Source organism: Citrobacter sp. CK189, assembly GCF_030333505.1.
In the GTDB taxonomy this organism is placed as follows: domain Bacteria; phylum Pseudomonadota; class Gammaproteobacteria; order Enterobacterales; family Enterobacteriaceae; genus Citrobacter_B; species Citrobacter_B koseri.
Genome location: NZ_JAOWFV010000038.1, coordinates 719,686 through 736,587 on the forward strand (window position 1 = coordinate 719,686; position 16,902 = coordinate 736,587).

At 53.7% G+C, this 16,902-nt stretch carries 14 protein-coding genes; 12 read left to right on the forward strand and 2 right to left on the reverse strand.

Annotated features, from left to right (window positions below; genetic code table 11):
• Positions 1 to 110 precede the first annotated feature (110 nt).
• The 4 genes from araG to otsA all read left to right on the forward strand — a co-directional run bounded on the left by araG (position 111) and on the right by otsA (position 4,992).
• The gene (gene araG, locus OGV83_RS13395) at positions 111 to 1,625 is read left to right on the forward strand and encodes an L-arabinose ABC transporter ATP-binding protein AraG (RefSeq protein WP_286463791.1); all 1,515 of its coding nucleotides are present in this window, start codon (positions 111 to 113) and stop codon (positions 1,623 to 1,625) included.
• Positions 1,626 to 1,640: 15 nt separating this feature from the next.
• A complete protein-coding gene (araH, locus tag OGV83_RS13400; protein WP_024130242.1) occupies positions 1,641 to 2,627 on the forward strand; it encodes an arabinose ABC transporter permease AraH in 987 nt (328 codons plus the stop codon).
• A gap of 165 nt (positions 2,628 to 2,792) precedes the next feature.
• Positions 2,793 to 3,596 (forward strand): trehalose-phosphatase, encoded by an 804-nt coding sequence (gene otsB, locus OGV83_RS13405; protein ID WP_024130243.1) that lies wholly within the window; start codon positions 2,793 to 2,795, stop codon positions 3,594 to 3,596.
• Positions 3,571 to 4,992, forward strand: a complete 1,422-nt coding sequence (gene otsA / locus OGV83_RS13410; RefSeq protein ID WP_024130244.1) for an alpha,alpha-trehalose-phosphate synthase — start codon at positions 3,571 to 3,573, stop codon at positions 4,990 to 4,992. The genes otsB and otsA overlap by 26 nt, the downstream gene beginning before the upstream one ends.
• 6 nt (positions 4,993 to 4,998) lie before the next feature.
• Here the strand turns inward: otsA and uspC are convergent, their stop codons facing one another.
• On the reverse strand, positions 4,999 to 5,427 hold the full coding sequence (uspC, locus tag OGV83_RS13415) for a universal stress protein UspC (RefSeq protein ID WP_012131952.1): 429 nt from the start codon (positions 5,425 to 5,427) through the stop codon (positions 4,999 to 5,001).
• 793 nt (positions 5,428 to 6,220) lie between these two features.
• Between uspC and flhD the strand changes: the two genes are divergently transcribed.
• From flhD to cheW, 6 genes are all read left to right on the forward strand, one after another.
• Complete coding sequence (gene flhD, locus OGV83_RS13420; RefSeq protein ID WP_024130245.1) at positions 6,221 to 6,571, forward strand: flagellar transcriptional regulator FlhD; 351 nt, start codon at positions 6,221 to 6,223, stop codon at positions 6,569 to 6,571.
• Between the two features lie 2 nt (positions 6,572 to 6,573).
• The gene (gene flhC / locus OGV83_RS13425) at positions 6,574 to 7,152 is read left to right on the forward strand and encodes a flagellar transcriptional regulator FlhC (protein WP_024130246.1); all 579 of its coding nucleotides are present in this window, start codon (positions 6,574 to 6,576) and stop codon (positions 7,150 to 7,152) included.
• A 124-nt stretch (positions 7,153 to 7,276) separates the two neighbouring features.
• Positions 7,277 to 8,167, forward strand: a complete 891-nt coding sequence (gene motA / locus OGV83_RS13430; RefSeq protein ID WP_049010960.1) for a flagellar motor stator protein MotA — start codon at positions 7,277 to 7,279, stop codon at positions 8,165 to 8,167.
• A complete protein-coding gene (gene motB, locus OGV83_RS13435; RefSeq protein ID WP_012131957.1) occupies positions 8,164 to 9,090 on the forward strand; it encodes a flagellar motor protein MotB in 927 nt (308 codons plus the stop codon). The genes motA and motB overlap by 4 nt, the downstream gene beginning before the upstream one ends.
• 4 nt (positions 9,091 to 9,094) lie before the next feature.
• Entirely contained in the window at positions 9,095 to 11,128 is a 2,034-nt protein-coding gene (gene cheA / locus OGV83_RS13440; RefSeq protein ID WP_058669286.1) for a chemotaxis protein CheA, read from the forward strand.
• Between the two features lie 21 nt (positions 11,129 to 11,149).
• On the forward strand, positions 11,150 to 11,653 hold the full coding sequence (gene cheW, locus OGV83_RS13445; RefSeq protein ID WP_024130249.1) for a chemotaxis protein CheW: 504 nt from the start codon (positions 11,150 to 11,152) through the stop codon (positions 11,651 to 11,653).
• A gap of 262 nt (positions 11,654 to 11,915) precedes the next feature.
• Here the strand turns inward: cheW and OGV83_RS13450 are convergent, their stop codons facing one another.
• Positions 11,916 to 13,184 (reverse strand): dicarboxylate/amino acid:cation symporter, encoded by a 1,269-nt coding sequence (locus OGV83_RS13450; RefSeq protein WP_047463133.1) that lies wholly within the window; start codon positions 13,182 to 13,184, stop codon positions 11,916 to 11,918.
• A gap of 404 nt (positions 13,185 to 13,588) precedes the next feature.
• On the opposite strand from OGV83_RS13450, the gene tar reads away from it, so the two are divergent.
• Both tar and tap read left to right on the forward strand, forming a co-directional pair.
• Positions 13,589 to 15,247, forward strand: coding sequence for a methyl-accepting chemotaxis protein II (gene tar / locus OGV83_RS13455; RefSeq protein ID WP_275055802.1), 1,659 nt, complete (start codon positions 13,589 to 13,591; stop codon positions 15,245 to 15,247).
• 42 nt (positions 15,248 to 15,289) lie between these two features.
• Complete coding sequence (tap, locus tag OGV83_RS13460) at positions 15,290 to 16,891, forward strand: methyl-accepting chemotaxis protein IV (protein WP_286463793.1); 1,602 nt, start codon at positions 15,290 to 15,292, stop codon at positions 16,889 to 16,891.
• Positions 16,892 to 16,902 lie beyond the last annotated feature (11 nt).

Sequence of the window (16,902 nt, forward strand, 5' to 3'; positions counted from 1 at the left end):
AATGCCGGATGGCGACGCGAAAACGGTTTATCCGGCCTGCGAATTGCGTATTCAGTAGGCCGGATAAGGCAACGCCGTCATCCGGCAAAATCCTGACTCACGGAGACGTTATGCAACAGCCCACCCCATATCTCTCATTTCGCGGCATCGGGAAAACGTTCCCTGGCGTTAAGGCGCTGACGGATATCAGTTTTGACTGTTATGCCGGTCAGGTGCATGCGCTGATGGGCGAAAATGGCGCCGGGAAGTCCACACTCTTAAAAATTCTCAGCGGCAACTATGCGCCAACCACGGGATCGCTGGCGATCCGTGGGCAAGAGATGACCTTTGCCGACACCACGGCTGCACTGAATGCCGGTGTCGCCATTATTTACCAGGAACTGCACCTCGTGCCGGAAATGACCGTTGCGGAGAATATCTATCTCGGCCAGCTCCCGCATAAAGGGGGGATTGTTAACCGGACGCTGCTCAACTACGAAGCCGGTCTTCAGTTACAACATCTGGGGATGGATATCTCCCCGGATACCCCGCTGAAATACCTCTCGATTGGCCAGTGGCAAATGGTGGAGATTGCGAAAGCGTTAGCGCGTAACGCCAAAATTATCGCTTTCGATGAACCGACCAGCTCGCTCTCCGCCAGGGAGATCGAGAACCTGTTCCGGGTAATTCGCGAACTGCGCAAAGAAGGGCGCGTCATTCTGTATGTGTCGCACCGTATGGAAGAGATCTTTGCACTGAGCGATGCCATTACCGTGTTTAAAGATGGCCGCTACGTTAAAACGTTTACCGATATGCCGCAGGTTAACCATGACGCGCTGGTTCAGGCGATGGTTGGGCGCGATCTCGGCGATATCTACGGCTGGCAGCCTCGCGCCTGTGGCGCAGAGCGGCTGCGGCTGCAAGAGGTGAAAGCGCCGGGCGTTCGCGCGCCTGTCAGCTTATCCGTGCGCAGCGGCGAAATTGTCGGCCTGTTTGGTCTGGTTGGCGCCGGGCGCAGTGAATTAATGAAAGGGCTGTTCGGCGGAACGCGCATCACCGGAGGGCAGGTGTTCATTGATGAGCAGCCCATTGATATCCGCAAACCGGCGCACGCGATTGCGGCAGGCATGATGCTGTGCCCGGAAGATCGCAAAGCGGAGGGGATCATTCCTGTGCATTCGGTTCGCGACAATATCAACATCAGCGCCCGACGTAAGCATGTGCTGGGCGGGTGCCTGATCAATAACGGTTGGGAAGAGAGCAATGCCGAACACCATATTCGCTCCCTCAATATAAAAACGCCAGGTGCTGAGCAACTCATTATGAATCTCTCCGGGGGGAATCAACAGAAGGCGATTCTGGGACGCTGGTTATCGGAAGAGATGAAAGTCATTTTGCTTGATGAGCCGACGCGCGGTATCGATGTCGGCGCAAAACACGAGATCTACAACGTTATTTACGCGCTGGCGGCGCGCGGTGTGGCCGTGCTGTTTGCCTCCAGCGATCTGCCGGAAGTTCTTGGTGTTGCCGACCGTATTGTGGTGATGCGTGAAGGTGAGATCGCCGGTGAATTACTTCATGAACAGGCGGATGAACGGCAGGCCCTGAGCCTTGCTATGCCTAAAGTCAGCCAGGCTGTCGCCTGAGTAAAGGAGAGTAAGATGTCTTCTGTAACTACATCCGGTTCTGGCGCACCTAAGTCGCCGTTTAGCTTCGGGCGTATCTGGGATCAATACGGCATGCTGGTGGTGTTCGCCGTCCTGTTCCTGGCGTGTGCGATCTTTGTGCCTAACTTTGCCACGTTCATCAACATGAAGGGGCTGGGGCTGGCGATTTCGATGTCGGGTATGGTGGCGTGTGGGATGCTGTTTTGTCTGGCGTCCGGCGATTTTGACCTCTCCGTCGCCTCGGTGATTGCCTGTGCTGGCGTCACCACCGCCGTGGTCATCAATATGACCGAAAGCCTGTGGATTGGCGTGGCGGCCGGGCTGCTGCTGGGCATACTCTGCGGACTGGTGAACGGTTTTGTTATCGCGCGTTTAAAGATCAACGCCCTGATTACCACGCTCGCCACGATGCAGATTGTTCGTGGTCTGGCCTATATCATCTCTGACGGTAAAGCGGTAGGGATTGAAGATGAGCGCTTCTTCACCCTCGGGTATGCCAACTGGTTTGGGTTGCCTGCGCCGATCTGGTTAACGGTAGGGTGCCTGGTTATCTTTGGTTTATTGCTGAATAAAACCACGTTTGGCCGCAATACGCTGGCGATTGGCGGGAATGAAGAAGCGGCGCGTCTGGCCGGGGTGCCGGTAGTACGCACGAAGATCATTATCTTCGTTCTCTCCGGGCTGGTGTCGGCGGCGGCGGGGATTATCCTGGCGTCGCGTATGACCAGCGGCCAGCCAATGACCTCCATTGGTTATGAACTGATTGTGATTTCAGCCTGCGTATTAGGCGGTGTCTCCCTCAAGGGCGGCATCGGAAAAATCTCATATGTGGTCGCGGGGGTGTTGATCCTGGGGACGGTGGAAAACGCCATGAACCTGCTGAACATTTCCCCCTTTGCACAGTACGTCGTGCGCGGCTTAATCCTGCTGGCAGCGGTAATCTTCGACCGTTACAAACAAAAGGCGAAGCGCACCGTTTAATGAAATAAACCGTAACTATTTAGTTTAGCTCCTCCCGATAGCCAGCCGCTACCCCGGCTGGCTATTGTCTTTCTAAATGGCGAGCAGCGTCACACTGTCTATACTTACATGGCTAATGGGGCCGATCCGCGCGCCTCAAAAACGATGATTAAGGAGGAGAACAGGGTGGCAGAACCGTTAACCGTATCCCCCGAACTGTCCGCAAACTATGCTTATTTTTTCGATCTTGATGGGACGCTGGCGGAGATTAAACCACACCCGGATCAGGTGGTGGTGCCGCACAATATTCTCCAGCTGTTACACCGCCTCTCGACGCATAACGCAGGGGCGCTGGCATTGATTTCAGGGCGCTCAATGGCTGAACTTGATGCGCTCTCAGCCCCCTTTTGCTTTCCCCTCGCCGGGGTGCATGGGGCGGAACGCCGTGACATCAATGGTAATACCCATATCGTGCGCCTTCCGCAGGCGATAGCACGCGATGTCAGCGCGCAGCTGCACGCCGCGCTGGGAAATCTTCCAGGGGCGGAACTGGAAGCGAAAGGCATGGCCTTTGCGCTGCATTACCGGCAGGCGCCGCAGCATGAGGCGACGTTGCTGGCGCTGGCGCAGCACATTACGCAGAAATGGCCGCAGCTTGCGCTTCAGCCGGGTAAATGCGTGGTGGAGATTAAACCGAAAGGCGCGAACAAAGGGGAGGCCATTGCCGCGTTTATGCAAGAAGCGCCATTTGCAGGGCGTATCCCTGTCTTTGTGGGCGATGACTTGACGGATGAGGCGGGCTTTGACGTCGTCAATAATTTGGGAGGGATTTCAGTCAAAGTGGGTGCCGGGGCGACCCGGGCAACAGGACGTCTGGCAGGCGTTCCTGAGGTCTGGCGCTGGCTGGAAGAAATTAACAATCCACAACAAGAAAAAAAATTAATGAATGACAGGAGAGATGGCTATGGGTCGTTTAGTCGTAGTATCTAATCGAATTGCTCCCCCGGATAATAAAGGCGGCGCGGGTGGCCTGGCAGTTGGCGTACTGGGCGCGTTGAAAGCGGCGGGCGGATTGTGGTTCGGCTGGAGTGGCGAGACGGGCAACGAGGATAAGCCGTTAAAAAAGGTCACACGAGGCAATATGACCTGGGCGTCTTTTAATCTGAGCGAGCAGGACTACGAGGAATATTATTGCCAGTTTTCGAATGCGGTCTTATGGCCTGCCTTCCATTATCGACTCGATCTGGTGCAGTTCCAGCGCCCCGCGTGGGAAGGGTATTCACGGGTGAATGCGCTGCTGGCGGATAAGCTGCTGCCCTTACTGAAAGATGACGATATTATCTGGGTTCATGACTATCATTTATTGCCGTTTGCCAGTGAATTGCGCAAGCGGGGCGTGAATAATCGCATCGGCTTTTTCTTGCATATCCCTTTCCCGACGCCGGAAATTTTCAATGCCTTGCCGCCGCACGATACGCTGCTGGAACAACTGTGTGATTTTGACTTACTAGGATTCCAGACGGAAAACGACCGCCTGGCGTTTCTGGACAGTCTGTCAAGCCAGACCAGAGTAACCACGCGCGGCAGTAAGAGCCACTCGGCATGGGGAAAATCCTTCCGTACTGAGGTCTATCCTATTGGCATTGAACCTGACGAGATCGCACAACAGGCTTCCGGGCCGTTACCGCCGAAACTGGCGCAGCTAAAAGCGGAGCTGAAAAATGTGCAAAACATTTTTTCCGTCGAGCGTCTGGATTACTCCAAAGGATTACCGGAGCGTTTCCAGGCGTATGAAGCGCTGCTGGAGAAATACCCCCAGCACCACGGGAAAATTCGCTATACGCAGATAGCGCCGACCTCGCGCGGTGAAGTGCAGGCTTACCAGGATATCCGCCATCAACTGGAGACGGAAGCAGGGCGTATCAATGGTAAATATGGACAGCTTGGCTGGACGCCGCTCTACTATCTTAACCAGCACTTTGATCGCAAGCTGCTGATGAAGGTGTTCCGCTACTCGGATGTCGGGTTAGTGACCCCGCTGCGGGATGGTATGAATCTGGTCGCGAAAGAGTTTGTCGCCGCGCAGGACCCGGCAAATCCCGGCGTTCTCGTTTTGTCACAGTTTGCCGGTGCGGCGAATGAGTTGACGTCCGCGCTCATTGTTAACCCTTATGATCGGGACGATGTGGCCGTGGCGCTCCACCGCGCGTTGACCATGCCGCTTGCCGAACGCATTTCACGCCACGCGGAAATGCTTGAGACGATTATTAAAAATGATATTAATCACTGGCAGCAACGGTTTATTCGCGACCTAAAGGATGTCGCGCCACGTAGCGCAGAAACGCTGCATCGCAATAAGGTCGCCACCTTCCCAAAGCTTGCCTGACGCCCGCTAATCACCGGCAAGCGGAACCAGCAATACATCAACTTCACTGGCGCTAACGACACTTTTCGCTGAGCAGGACGCTCGCGAAAAGAAGCTGTGATTATGATTGCCGCAAATGACCAAATCCACCTGCTGCTTACGACACACATCCAGAATATGCGCGCTTAACTCCCCGTAAGTAATGAATGTTTGTTCAATCGGGTAGTCTGCCTTCGCACTCAGTTTGTCGAGAAAATCCTGCGTCTCTTCATGCATCACCTCCCGCAAATCTTCCAGCATGGGGGCGGCGAATTGATTATACAGCTCGGGATCAGAGGCGAGGGTAATCAGGCTAATGCGGGCATTGACGGGACGAGCAATGGAGACAGCTTTCGCTAACAGCTGCTGACTTTCGGGGGTAACGGCGACGGCGACAAGAATATGCGTATAGCTCATAACTCGCTCCTTATTGCAAGAATATGAGGTTTCTTCTTCAGCTTTACTCTGTTTAGCCGAATTCTGCAATGTTTTCCTGTGACGATAGTGTGAAGGTTATCATAATAATTCATTAATTATTCTTATAAATGGAATAGTGGCATAACGCACATTGTAAACGTTATTACGCGCTTTAACTTAAATCGACCAATTATGAAAACAAAATGTTAATTACGATGTAACAAAAATTAACTTGTTATGCATCATAGATACCGTCTATTGGTTAACCCTGCTTAATATTTAAGTGGTTGTTTAGAAACGATTAAATTATTTTATGTCCCCGACAGGAATATTCAGGAAGGGGGATATTTTCAGATGTTATTTTAACGGTGCTAAACATAACGCATGAGTGATTATTTACGCACATATTCGTGTATCTGGAATAGAAAAACTGAACGAAAGGCTAAAAAATAATCAAAATAAAAGTTCAACTGATGGATTTATGTTAAGTATTTGGATGATTTATGTGATCTGGATCACATATTTCTCAAATTCGCAGCCCGGCTCCGTTGTATGTGTTCGTGCTGACGAGTATAGTTGCGTCGAATTAGGAAAAATCTTAGGCATTTTGTAATAAATCATGTAAACGTGTAAAAACCTGACACCCCATTAAGGGGGGGTTTACTGTATGCATCGGTGCCTGGGCGTGGCTATGCATTTGACCTTTTTGCTTTTTTTACCGGGGATTCCCGGCGACATCACGGGGTGCGGTTACACCGCATAAAAATAAAGTTGGTTATTCTGGATGGGAACAATGCATACATCCGAGTTGCTGAAACACATTTATGACATCAATCTGTCATATTTACTCCTTGCACAGCGTCTGATCGTTCAGGACAAAGCATCCGCGATGTTCCGCCTTGGTATCAGTGAAGAGATGGCGAACACGTTGGGTACTCTGACTCTTCCACAAATGGTTAAACTGGCCGAAACGAACCAGCTGGTATGTCATTTCCGTTTTGACAACCACCAGACAGTTACCCAGCTGACCCAGGATTCTCGCGTTGACGATCTTCAGCAAATTCATACCGGTATCATGCTTTCAACACGCCTGTTACACGATGTGAATCAGGCCGATGATGCGGCGCGTAAGAAAAGGGCTTGATGATGAGTGAAAAAAGCATTGTTCAGGAAGCTCGCGATATCCAGTTAGCGATGGAATTGATCTCTTTGGGCGCCCGTTTGCAAATGCTGGAAAGCGAAACGCAGTTAAGTCGTGGTCGCCTCATCAAATTATACAAAGAGTTACGCGGCAGTCCTCCGCCAAAAGGTATGCTTCCTTTTTCAACGGACTGGTTTATGACATGGGAGCAAAACATTCATGCCTCCATGTTTTGCAACGCCTGGCAGTTCTTACTCAAAACCGGTCTGTGCAGCGGCGTGGATGCGGTCATTAAAGCGTACCGTCTGTATCTGGAACAGTGCCCGCAGGCGGAAGACGGGCCATTGTTGGCGTTAACACGCGCATGGACGCTGGTGCGTTTCGTGGAAAGCGGGCTGCTTGAATTATCGACCTGTAATTGCTGTGGCGGGAATTTTATTACCCATGCGCATCAGCCTGCGGGGAGTTTTGCCTGTAGTTTGTGCCAGCCGCCGTCCCGCGCAGTAAAAAGACGTAAACTTTCCCAAAATGCTGCCGATATTATTCCACAACTGCTGGATGAACAGATCGAACAGGCTGTTTAACCGATACGGTGTGGACAAACACTCCAGCAGCGGTAAGTGATTACCGCTGCTTTTTTTTGCCTTGCCGACGTGTTATTCGCCCGACTGTACATCCTGTTTTAGTCAACAGCGGAAGGATGATGTCGTGCTTATCTTATTAGGTTACCTGGTAGTTCTCGGTACAGTTTTCGGTGGTTACATGATGACCGGCGGACACCTTGGAGCACTCTATCAACCGGCTGAATTCGTCATCATCGGTGGTGCGGGGATCGGGGCATTCATTGTCGGTAACAACGGCAAAGCGATCAAAGGGACGTTAAAGGCGATCCCGTTACTGTTTCGTCGTTCGAAATACACAAAAGCGATGTACATGGATTTGCTGGCGTTGCTCTATCGCCTGATGGCCAAATCGCGCCAGCAGGGGATGTTCTCGCTGGAACGTGACATTGAAAACCCGAAAGAGAGTGAAATTTTTGCCAGCTATCCGCGTATTCTGGCCGACGCGATCATGCTTGATTTTATCGTCGATTATCTGCGCCTGATCATCAGCGGCAACATGAATACCTTTGAAATTGAGGCGCTGATGGATGAGGAAATTGAAACCCACGAAAGCGAGGCGGAAGTTCCTGCCAACAGCCTGGCGCTGATGGGCGATTCATTACCGGCATTTGGTATCGTTGCGGCGGTCATGGGGGTTGTCCATGCGCTGGCTTCCGCTGATCGTCCGGCGGCTGAACTGGGGGCGCTGATCGCCCATGCGATGGTGGGGACATTCCTCGGGATTTTATTGGCCTATGGGTTTATCTCGCCACTCGCCAGCGTGCTGCGTCAAAAGAGCGCTGAAACCACCAAAATGATGCAGTGCGTAAAAATCACACTGCTTTCTAACCTGAACGGTTATGCGCCGCCGATCGCCGTCGAATTTGGTCGTAAAACATTGTATTCCAGCGAACGTCCTTCGTTCATTGAACTGGAAGAGCACGTACGCGCAGTGAGAAACCCGAACCAGCAGCAGACGACGACCGAGGAAGCATGAAGAATCAGCCCCATCCAATTATCGTCGTAAAACGGCGGAAACATAAGGGTCACGGCGGGGCGCATGGCTCCTGGAAAATTGCTTATGCCGACTTTATGACGGCGATGATGGCTTTTTTCCTCGTCATGTGGCTGATTTCTATCTCCAGTCCTAAAGAATTGATTCAAATTGCCGAATATTTCCGTACGCCACTGGCAACAGCGATAACGGGCGGACATCGCATCGCGAACAGTGAAAGTCCGATCCCCGGCGGCGGCGAGGACTACACCCAGCAGCAGGGTGAAGTGAACAAGCAACCCAATATTGATGAACTGAAAAAGCGTATGGAGCAGAGCCGTCTGAGCAAATTGCGCGGCGACCTGGATCAGCTGATTGAGTCCGATCCCAAACTGCGCGCATTGCGGCCGCACCTGAAGATTGACCTGGTTCAGGAAGGGCTGCGCATTCAGATTATCGACAGCCAGAATCGCCCGATGTTTAAGACGGGCAGCGCGGAGGTTGAACCTTACATGCGTGACATTCTGCGTGGTATTGCGCCGGTGTTGAACGGTATTCCTAACCGCATCAGCCTTTCCGGTCATACGGATGATTTCCCGTACGCCAGCGGCGAACGGGGATACAGCAACTGGGAATTGTCGGCCGACCGCGCCAATGCTTCGCGTCGCGAGCTGGTGGTTGGCGGTCTGGATGATGGAAAAGTATTACGGGTGGTAGGCATGGCCGCCACGATGCGTCTGAGCGATCGCGGTCCTGATGACGCCATCAACCGCCGTATAAGTCTGCTGGTGTTGAACAAGCAGGCAGAAGAGGCCATTTTGCATGAAAACGCTGAAAGCCAGAATGAGCCGGTAAGTGTCTTACAACAGCCAGCGGCACTCCCGCCGGTAAGCGTTCCCACATCGCCACCAGCCAATCCGAGGTGATAGCGTGAGCATGGATATTAGCGATTTTTATCAGACATTTTTTGATGAAGCTGACGAGCTGTTGGCTGACATGGAGCAGCACCTGCTTGATTTGGCACCTGAAGCCCCGGACTCTGAGCAACTGAATGCCATTTTTCGTGCGGCGCACTCCATTAAAGGCGGCGCAGGTACTTTCGGCTTTACCGTTTTGCAGGAAACAACCCACTTGATGGAAAACCTGCTGGATGAAGCCCGGCGCGGTGAGATGCAGCTCAATACCGACATTATCAACCTGTTTTTGGAAACGAAAGATATTATGCAGGAACAGCTCGACGCCTATAAAAGCTCGGAAGAGCCGGATGCCGCAAGCTTCGAATATATCTGCAACGCGTTACGTCAGTTAGCGCTTGAGGCGAAAGGGGAAACCGCTCCGGCGGTGGTTAACGCTGCCAAACTGAGCGTCGTCGACGGTACGGCGATACAGGAAGAGGCAGTCGCACAGGAAAACAGCGCGGAAGAGAGCAAACTGCGCGTGGTTCTTTCGCGCCTGAAAGCCAATGAAGTCGATCTGCTTGAAGAAGAGTTGGGCAACCTGGCCACCTTAACGGATGTGGTGAAAGGCGCGGATTCGCTGTCCGCGACCCTCGACGGCACGATTGCGGAAGATGACATCATTGCGGTGCTCTGCTTTGTGATTGAAGCCGATCAGATAGCCTTTGAGACGGTCTCCTCAGCCCCGGTCGCGCAGGTCGAGGAGCCTGTTGCTGTGGCAACTACGCCGCAACCGACCGCAGTGGTTCCTGTTGCCAAAGCCGCCGCCAGCGAACCGCAGTCCGGGCGCGCCGAGCGTGAAAAGCCGGCCCGTGAGCGAGAGTCAACCAGTATTCGCGTGGCGGTTGAGAAAGTAGACCAGTTGATCAACCTGGTCGGCGAACTGGTGATTACTCAGTCAATGCTGGCCCAGCGTTCTAATGAACTGGACCCGGTTAATCATGGCGATCTCATCACCAGCATGGGTCAGTTACAACGTAACGCCCGCGATCTGCAAGAGTCGGTGATGTCGATTCGTATGATGCCGATGGAGTACGTCTTCAGCCGCTTCCCGCGTCTGGTGCGCGACCTGGCGGGGAAACTGGGCAAACAGGTTGAACTGACCCTCGTCGGCAGCTCGACGGAACTGGATAAAAGTCTGATTGAACGCATTATCGACCCATTAACCCACCTGGTGCGCAATAGCCTCGATCACGGTATCGAGATGCCGGAAACACGCCTTGAAGCCGGGAAGAATGCGATCGGTAATCTGATCCTCTCCGCTGAACACCAGGGCGGCAATATCTGCATTGAAGTGACCGATGACGGCGCGGGGCTGAACCGCGAGCGCATTCTGGCGAAAGCTGTCTCTCAGGGGATGGCGGTCAACGAAAACATGACCGATGAAGAAGTGGGCATGTTGATTTTTGCGCCGGGCTTCTCCACCGCCGAGCAGGTGACGGATGTTTCCGGTCGCGGCGTGGGCATGGACGTGGTGAAACGTAACATCCAGGAGATGGGCGGCCACGTTGAAATCCAGTCGAAGCAGGGGACGGGCACCACCATTCGCATTCTGCTGCCGCTGACGCTGGCTATTCTGGACGGGATGTCCGTCCGCGTGGCGGGCGAAGTGTTCATTCTGCCGCTGAATGCGGTAATGGAATCGCTGCAACCGCGTGAAGACGATCTGCACCCGCTGGCCGGAGGCGAGCGCGTACTGGAAGTGCGCGGCGAGTATTTGCCGCTGGTGGAACTGTGGAAGGTCTTTGATGTCGTTGGCGCCAAAACTGAAGCCACGCAGGGCATTGTGGTGATCCTGCAAAGCGGCGGTCGCCGTTACGCACTGCTGGTTGATCAGCTTATTGGACAGCACCAGGTGGTAGTGAAAAACCTGGAAAGCAACTATCGCAAGGTGCCAGGCATTTCTGCGGCGACGATTCTGGGCGACGGCAGCGTGGCGCTGATCGTTGATGTCTCCGCATTGCAGGGTTTAAACCGTGAACAACGTATGGCGATCACAGCCGCCTGATTGAGTGAGAAAGGTAATTATATGACCGGTATGAGTAATGTAACCAAACTGGCCGGCGAGCCGTCAGGTCAGGAATTCCTGGTATTTACACTGGGAGATGAAGAGTACGGTATCGACATCCTGAAAGTGCAGGAGATCCGTGGCTACGATCAGGTCACGCGCATCGCCAACACGCCTTCTTTTATTAAAGGGGTGACGAACCTGCGCGGCGTGATTGTGCCGATTGTCGATCTGCGCGTGAAGTTCTGCCAGGGCGACGTTGAGTATAACGATAACACGGTGGTCATCGTGTTGAATCTGGGACAACGCGTGGTAGGGATTGTGGTGGACGGCGTGTCTGACGTGCTGTCGCTGACGGCGGAGCAAATTCGCCCGGCGCCGGAGTTTGCCGTTACCCTGTCTACGGAATATCTGACCGGTCTGGGCGCGCTTGGCGAACGTATGTTGATCCTGGTGAACATTGAGAAACTGCTGAACAGCGATGAGATGGCGCTGCTTGATATCGCCGCTTCCCACGTTGCATAACCGTTGACTGCCCGTGCCGGATGGCGCTTCGCTTATCCGGCCTACGGGTGAGGCGCTCTCTGTTTGTGCCGGATGGCGCTTTGCTTATCCGGCCTACGGGTGAGGCGCTCTCTGTTTGTGCCGGATGGCGCTTTGCTTATCCGGCCTACGGGTGAAGCGCTCTCTGTTTGTGCCAGATGGCGCTTCGCTTATCCGGCCTACACATGACACATCGCCGTATGTAGGCCGGATAAGGTGTTTACACCGCCATCCGGCAAATACATTACCCCACTAACTGCTGCGGAACGCGTTCTTCCGCGTCCTCTTCCAGCAAACCTTCATTCTGCGCCAGCATCGCGGTGGCAATCCCGTTTCCTAACACGTTAATGGCGGAACGTCCCATATCAAGAAAATGGTCAATCCCCATCAGCAACAAAATGCCCGCCACCGGAATATTGAAGCTCGGAATCGTGGCGGCCAGCACCACCAGCGCAGAACGCGGCACGCCTGCAATTCCTTTTGACGCCAGCATCAGCGTCAGCATCAGCACCGTAATTTCCGCAAAAGAGAGATGAATATTATAAGCCTGCGCGATAAACATCGACGCGAAAGAGCAGTACACCATTGAGCCGACGAGGTTAAAGGAGTAACCAATAGGCAGCACAAACGACACGATGTTGCGTGAGCAGCCAAACTTCGTCAGTTGTTCCAGCGTTTTCGGGTAAGCGGCTTCAGAGCTGCTGGTAGTAAAGGCGACCAGCACCGGATCTTTCAACATGCTGACTAACCGGAACACCTCTTTTTTCAGCACCATATAGCCCACGGCCAGCAGCACCAGGCAGGTCAGCAGAATCGCCACATAGTAGCCGCCGATAAACGACGCGTAGTTAAGCAGAATCCCCAGCCCCTGGGTGGCGATCACCGAGGAGATCGCGGCAAAAATGGCCAACGGCGCAACGTACATCACGTAGCCGGTCACCTTCAGCATAATATGTGAAACCACATCCAGGGCGGCGACCAGCGGCGCGTTGAATTTCTCGCCAAGCGACGCGCCGCCAATACCAAAGAACATGGAAAACACGACGATCTGCAAAATTTCATTATTGGCCATCGCCCCGGCAATGCTGGTCGGAATGGTGTGCGACAGGAATCCTTTTAAGCTCATACCGCCCACTGCAAGCCCGGTGTCGACCGATTCTGCCGGAATTGCCAGATTCAGACCGCTGCCCGGATGCTCAATCGTCACGATAAACAGCCCCACCAGAATGGACAACACGGAAGAACTGATAAACCAGACCATCGCTTTACCGCCAACGCGGCCGATAGTGGCGGTTTCGCCCAGACGCATGATGCCCACGGTCAGCGTGCTGAAGACCAGCGGGGCAATCACCATTTTAATGAGCCGTAAGAAAATATCGGTGAGGAGCGTGATGTTATCGGACCAGGCGGCGATCGCCTCCTGTGACGCGTAAGAGTGAATCACCGCGCCTGACAGGATGCCTGCCAGCATGAAGATCACGATAAATAACGTGAGTTTGTTTGCACTTGCCACTGAAAAGCCCTCTGGCTGGATTTAACATGTTGTTGTCAGTAACGCTTTTGTTTTATTTATTGAGTCGCACTGAAATATTCATCATATAAATTGAATTAAAGCGCAGGGGGATACAACTATTTTTTATTATTTATTCATTTTGTTGTGTTCTGACGGCTGTGCTTATGTGATCGGGGTCACATAAGAATCGTTTTTGTCGGCAAAATGCAAACTGTCCAGGAGGGTGATGAATGTTAATATAATGATAATAATGATGTTTTTCTGTCAATGTCTGGTTGCCGCCCCAAAACCGCCAGCCGCGATCTGCCGATCGGCGCTTCCTGCTTCTATTTCCTTTTCGCAAATGTAAAGTTCTCTTCTCTGGTGCCGATAACGTTGATAACTCGTTTTCAGGAAGGTGCCTTATGTTTAACCGTATCCGCGTTGTCACAATGCTGATGATGGTGCTGGGGGTTTTCGCACTGCTACAGCTTGTTTCCGGTGGTCTGTTGTTTTCGTCATTACAGCAGAACCAGCAAAGTTTTGTTATTTCAAATGATTTACGCCAGCAGCAGAGCGAACTGACCTCGACATGGGATCTCATGCTGCAAACGCGTATTAACCTGAGCCGTTCTTCGGCCCGCATGATGATGGATGCCTCTAATCAGCAGAGCAGCGCGAAAAACGACCTGCTGAAAAACGCCAAAAGCACGCTGGAGCAGGCGGCAACGCATTATGCCAACTTCAAAAATATTAATCCGCTGCCGGAGATGGCGGAAGCCAGCGGCAATGTGGATGAAAAATACCAGCAATACCATGCGGCGCTGGCGGAACTGGTTCAGTTCCTCGAAAACGGCAACATGGATGCCTACTTCGCGCAGCCAACCCAGGGGATGCAGAACGCACTTGGCGAAGCGCTGGGCAAATACGCTGGCGTGAGCGAAAAACTGTACAGCAAGGCGTTTGATGAGAGCGCGCGTGACTACCATTTTGCCCAGTGGCAATTGGGTATTCTGGCGGTTGTCCTGGTGCTGATTCTGGTTGTGGTGTGGTACGGCATTCGTCATACCTTGCTGAATCCGCTGGCGCGAGTGATTGCTCATATTCGTGACATCGCCAGCGGCAACCTGACCAATACGCTGACCGTCTCCGGGCGCAATGAGATCGGTGAACTGGCGGGAACCGTTGATCATATGCAGCGTTCGCTGATAGAGACAGTGACTCAGGTACGTGAAGGGTCTGACGCCATCTATTCCGGCACCAGCGAAATCGCTACGGGCAACACCGATCTCTCCTCCCGCACCGAGCAGCAGGCGTCGGCGCTGGAAGAGACGGCTGCCAGCATGGAACAGCTCACCGCGACGGTGAAACAGAACGCCGACAACGCCCGTCAGGCGTCGCACCTGGCGCAAAGCGCCTCCGACACTGCGCAACACGGTGGGAAAGTGGTGGATGGCGTGGTCAACACCATGCATGAAATTGCCGACAGCTCGAAGAAAATCGCCGACATCATCAGCGTTATCGACGGCATTGCATTCCAGACCAATATTCTGGCGCTGAACGCTGCGGTTGAAGCCGCGCGCGCCGGGGAGCAAGGGCGCGGGTTTGCGGTGGTGGCAGGGGAAGTGCGTAACCTGGCAAGCCGCAGCGCGCAGGCGGCGAAAGAGATCAAAGCGCTCATTGAAGATTCCGTTTCGCGGGTGGATACCGGCTCCGTGCTGGTGGAAAGCGCCGGTGAAACGATGAGAGACATTGTTAACGCCGTGACCCGCGTGACGGACATCATGGGTGAAATCGCGTCGGCTTCCGATGAGCAAAGCCGCGGGATCGATCAGGTGGCGCTGGCCGTCTCTGAGATGGATCGCGTCACGCAGCAGAACGCCTCGCTGGTGCAGGAGTCGGCGGCCGCAGCGGCCGCGCTGGAAGAGCAGGCCAGCCGTTTAACGATGGCGGTATCCGCGTTTCGTCTGGCATCTCGTCCATTAACCGTAAAAACAGACCTGAATACAACCACAGCGGCGCCGCGTACAGCGCAACCGCGCCAGCTTGCAACTGAACAAGATACTCACTGGGAAACATTTTGATCGTCTTTTAATCGTGGCCTTTGCCGCCTAATGGGAGCGTTGATGTTTAATCGTATTCGAATCTCGACCACGCTGTTTTTAATCTTGATCCTCTGCGGTGTTTTGCAGATTGGCAGTAATGGCTTGTCCTTTTGGGCATTTCGCGATGGTTTTCAGAGTCTGAACCAGGTCGAGCAGAGTAATCAGCAACGCGCAGCATTGGCGCAAACACGCGCCATTTTATTACAGGCCAGTACCGCGCTGAATAAAGCCGGGACGTTAACCGCGCTGAGCTATCCGCCCGAGGATATCAAACAGCTGATGACCACCGCCCGGGAAAGCCTGGCGCAGTCCGGCGTTGTGTTTAAAGGTTTTATGGCGACAGAGGCGAGTACGGAAGAGGGGAAAGCGTTACAGGCCGCCACGGAAAAGAGTTATACGCAGTGGTATAGCGATCTGGAGCATCAGGCCACCTGGCTTGAAAGCAACCAGCTGTCGGATTTTCTGACCGCGCCGGTACAGGCATCGCAGGACGCCTTTGACGCCAACGTCACGACCTGGCAGCAGGATATTAACCGTGTTCTGGAGACGGCCAGCGAACAGGGAAAAGACAATTATCACCGCTCGGCGATCATTTTTATCACGATGGTGATCGTCGCAGCGTTGTTAACCACCGGGGCGCTGTTCTGGTCACGCAAAATGATTGTTCAGCCGTTGGCGATTATCGGCAGCCATTTTGACAGCATTGCGGACGGAAACCTGGCGCGGCCGATCGCCGTGTATGGGCGCAACGAGATTTCCGCTATTTTCGCCAGCCTGAAGGCCATGCAGCAGGCGCTGCGCGAAACGGTCAGCGACGTGCGGCAGGGCAGTTTAGCGATGCATACTGGCATTTCGGAAATCGCGATGGGCAATAACGATCTGTCGTCACGTACCGAACAGCAGGCGGCGTCGCTGGCGCAAACCGCAGCCAGTATGGAGCAGCTAACGGCAACGGTCGGGCAGAACGCCGATAACGCCCGTCAGGCCTCCGGTCTGGCGAAAAGCGCGGCGGATACCGCGAAAAAAGGCGGCGACCAGGCTTCGCGTATGGCCAGCACAATGCAGGATATTGCCGCCAGTTCGCAGAAAATTGGCGACATCATCGGGGTTATCGACAGCATTGCGTTTCAGACCAATATTCTGGCGCTGAATGCGGCGGTCGAAGCGGCGCGGGCCGGTGAGCAGGGGCGCGGTTTTGCCGTTGTCGCAGGCGAAGTGCGTAACCTGGCGAGCCGCAGCGCACAGGCGGCCAAAGAGATTAAAGGATTGATTGAGGAGTCCGTAAACCGTGTGCATCAGGGATCGCAACTGGTGGACACCGCCGCGAATACCATGACGGAGATCGTCAGCTCGGTAACCCAGGTGAACGACATCATGGGCGAAATCGCCTCGGCCTCCGATGAACAGCGCAGAGGAATTGAGCAGGTGGCGCAAGCCGTCAGCCAGATGGATCAGGTGACGCAACAAAACGCCGCGCTTGTCGAAGAAGCCGCCGCCGCCACCGATCAGTTAGCGAACCAGGCAGACCATCTCTCTGCCCGTGTCGCGGTATTTAAGCTTGAAGAGCAAGTCGTAACACAACAAGAGTCGGCGCCGCCGCAAGCGGTACCCGTTGTATCCTGAATGTGATTGAG

Excerpts from the sequence above, each read along its gene's own strand:
- motB (WP_012131957.1), top strand. The coding sequence starts at position 8,164 with ATGAAGAATCAGCCCCATCCAATTATCGTCGTAAAACGGCGGAAACAT.
- tar (WP_275055802.1), top strand. The coding sequence starts at position 13,589 with ATGTTTAACCGTATCCGCGTTGTCACAATGCTGATGATGGTGCTGGGG.
- otsA (WP_024130244.1), top strand. The coding sequence starts at position 3,571 with ATGGGTCGTTTAGTCGTAGTATCTAATCGAATTGCTCCCCCGGATAAT.
- tap (WP_286463793.1), top strand. The coding sequence starts at position 15,290 with ATGTTTAATCGTATTCGAATCTCGACCACGCTGTTTTTAATCTTGATC.
- cheW (WP_024130249.1), top strand. The coding sequence starts at position 11,150 with ATGACCGGTATGAGTAATGTAACCAAACTGGCCGGCGAGCCGTCAGGT.
- flhD (WP_024130245.1), top strand. The coding sequence starts at position 6,221 with ATGCATACATCCGAGTTGCTGAAACACATTTATGACATCAATCTGTCA.
- flhC (WP_024130246.1), top strand. The coding sequence starts at position 6,574 with ATGAGTGAAAAAAGCATTGTTCAGGAAGCTCGCGATATCCAGTTAGCG.
- araH (WP_024130242.1), top strand. The coding sequence starts at position 1,641 with ATGTCTTCTGTAACTACATCCGGTTCTGGCGCACCTAAGTCGCCGTTT.
- uspC (WP_012131952.1), bottom strand. The coding sequence starts at position 5,427 with ATGAGCTATACGCATATTCTTGTCGCCGTCGCCGTTACCCCCGAAAGT.
- araG (WP_286463791.1), top strand. The coding sequence starts at position 111 with ATGCAACAGCCCACCCCATATCTCTCATTTCGCGGCATCGGGAAAACG.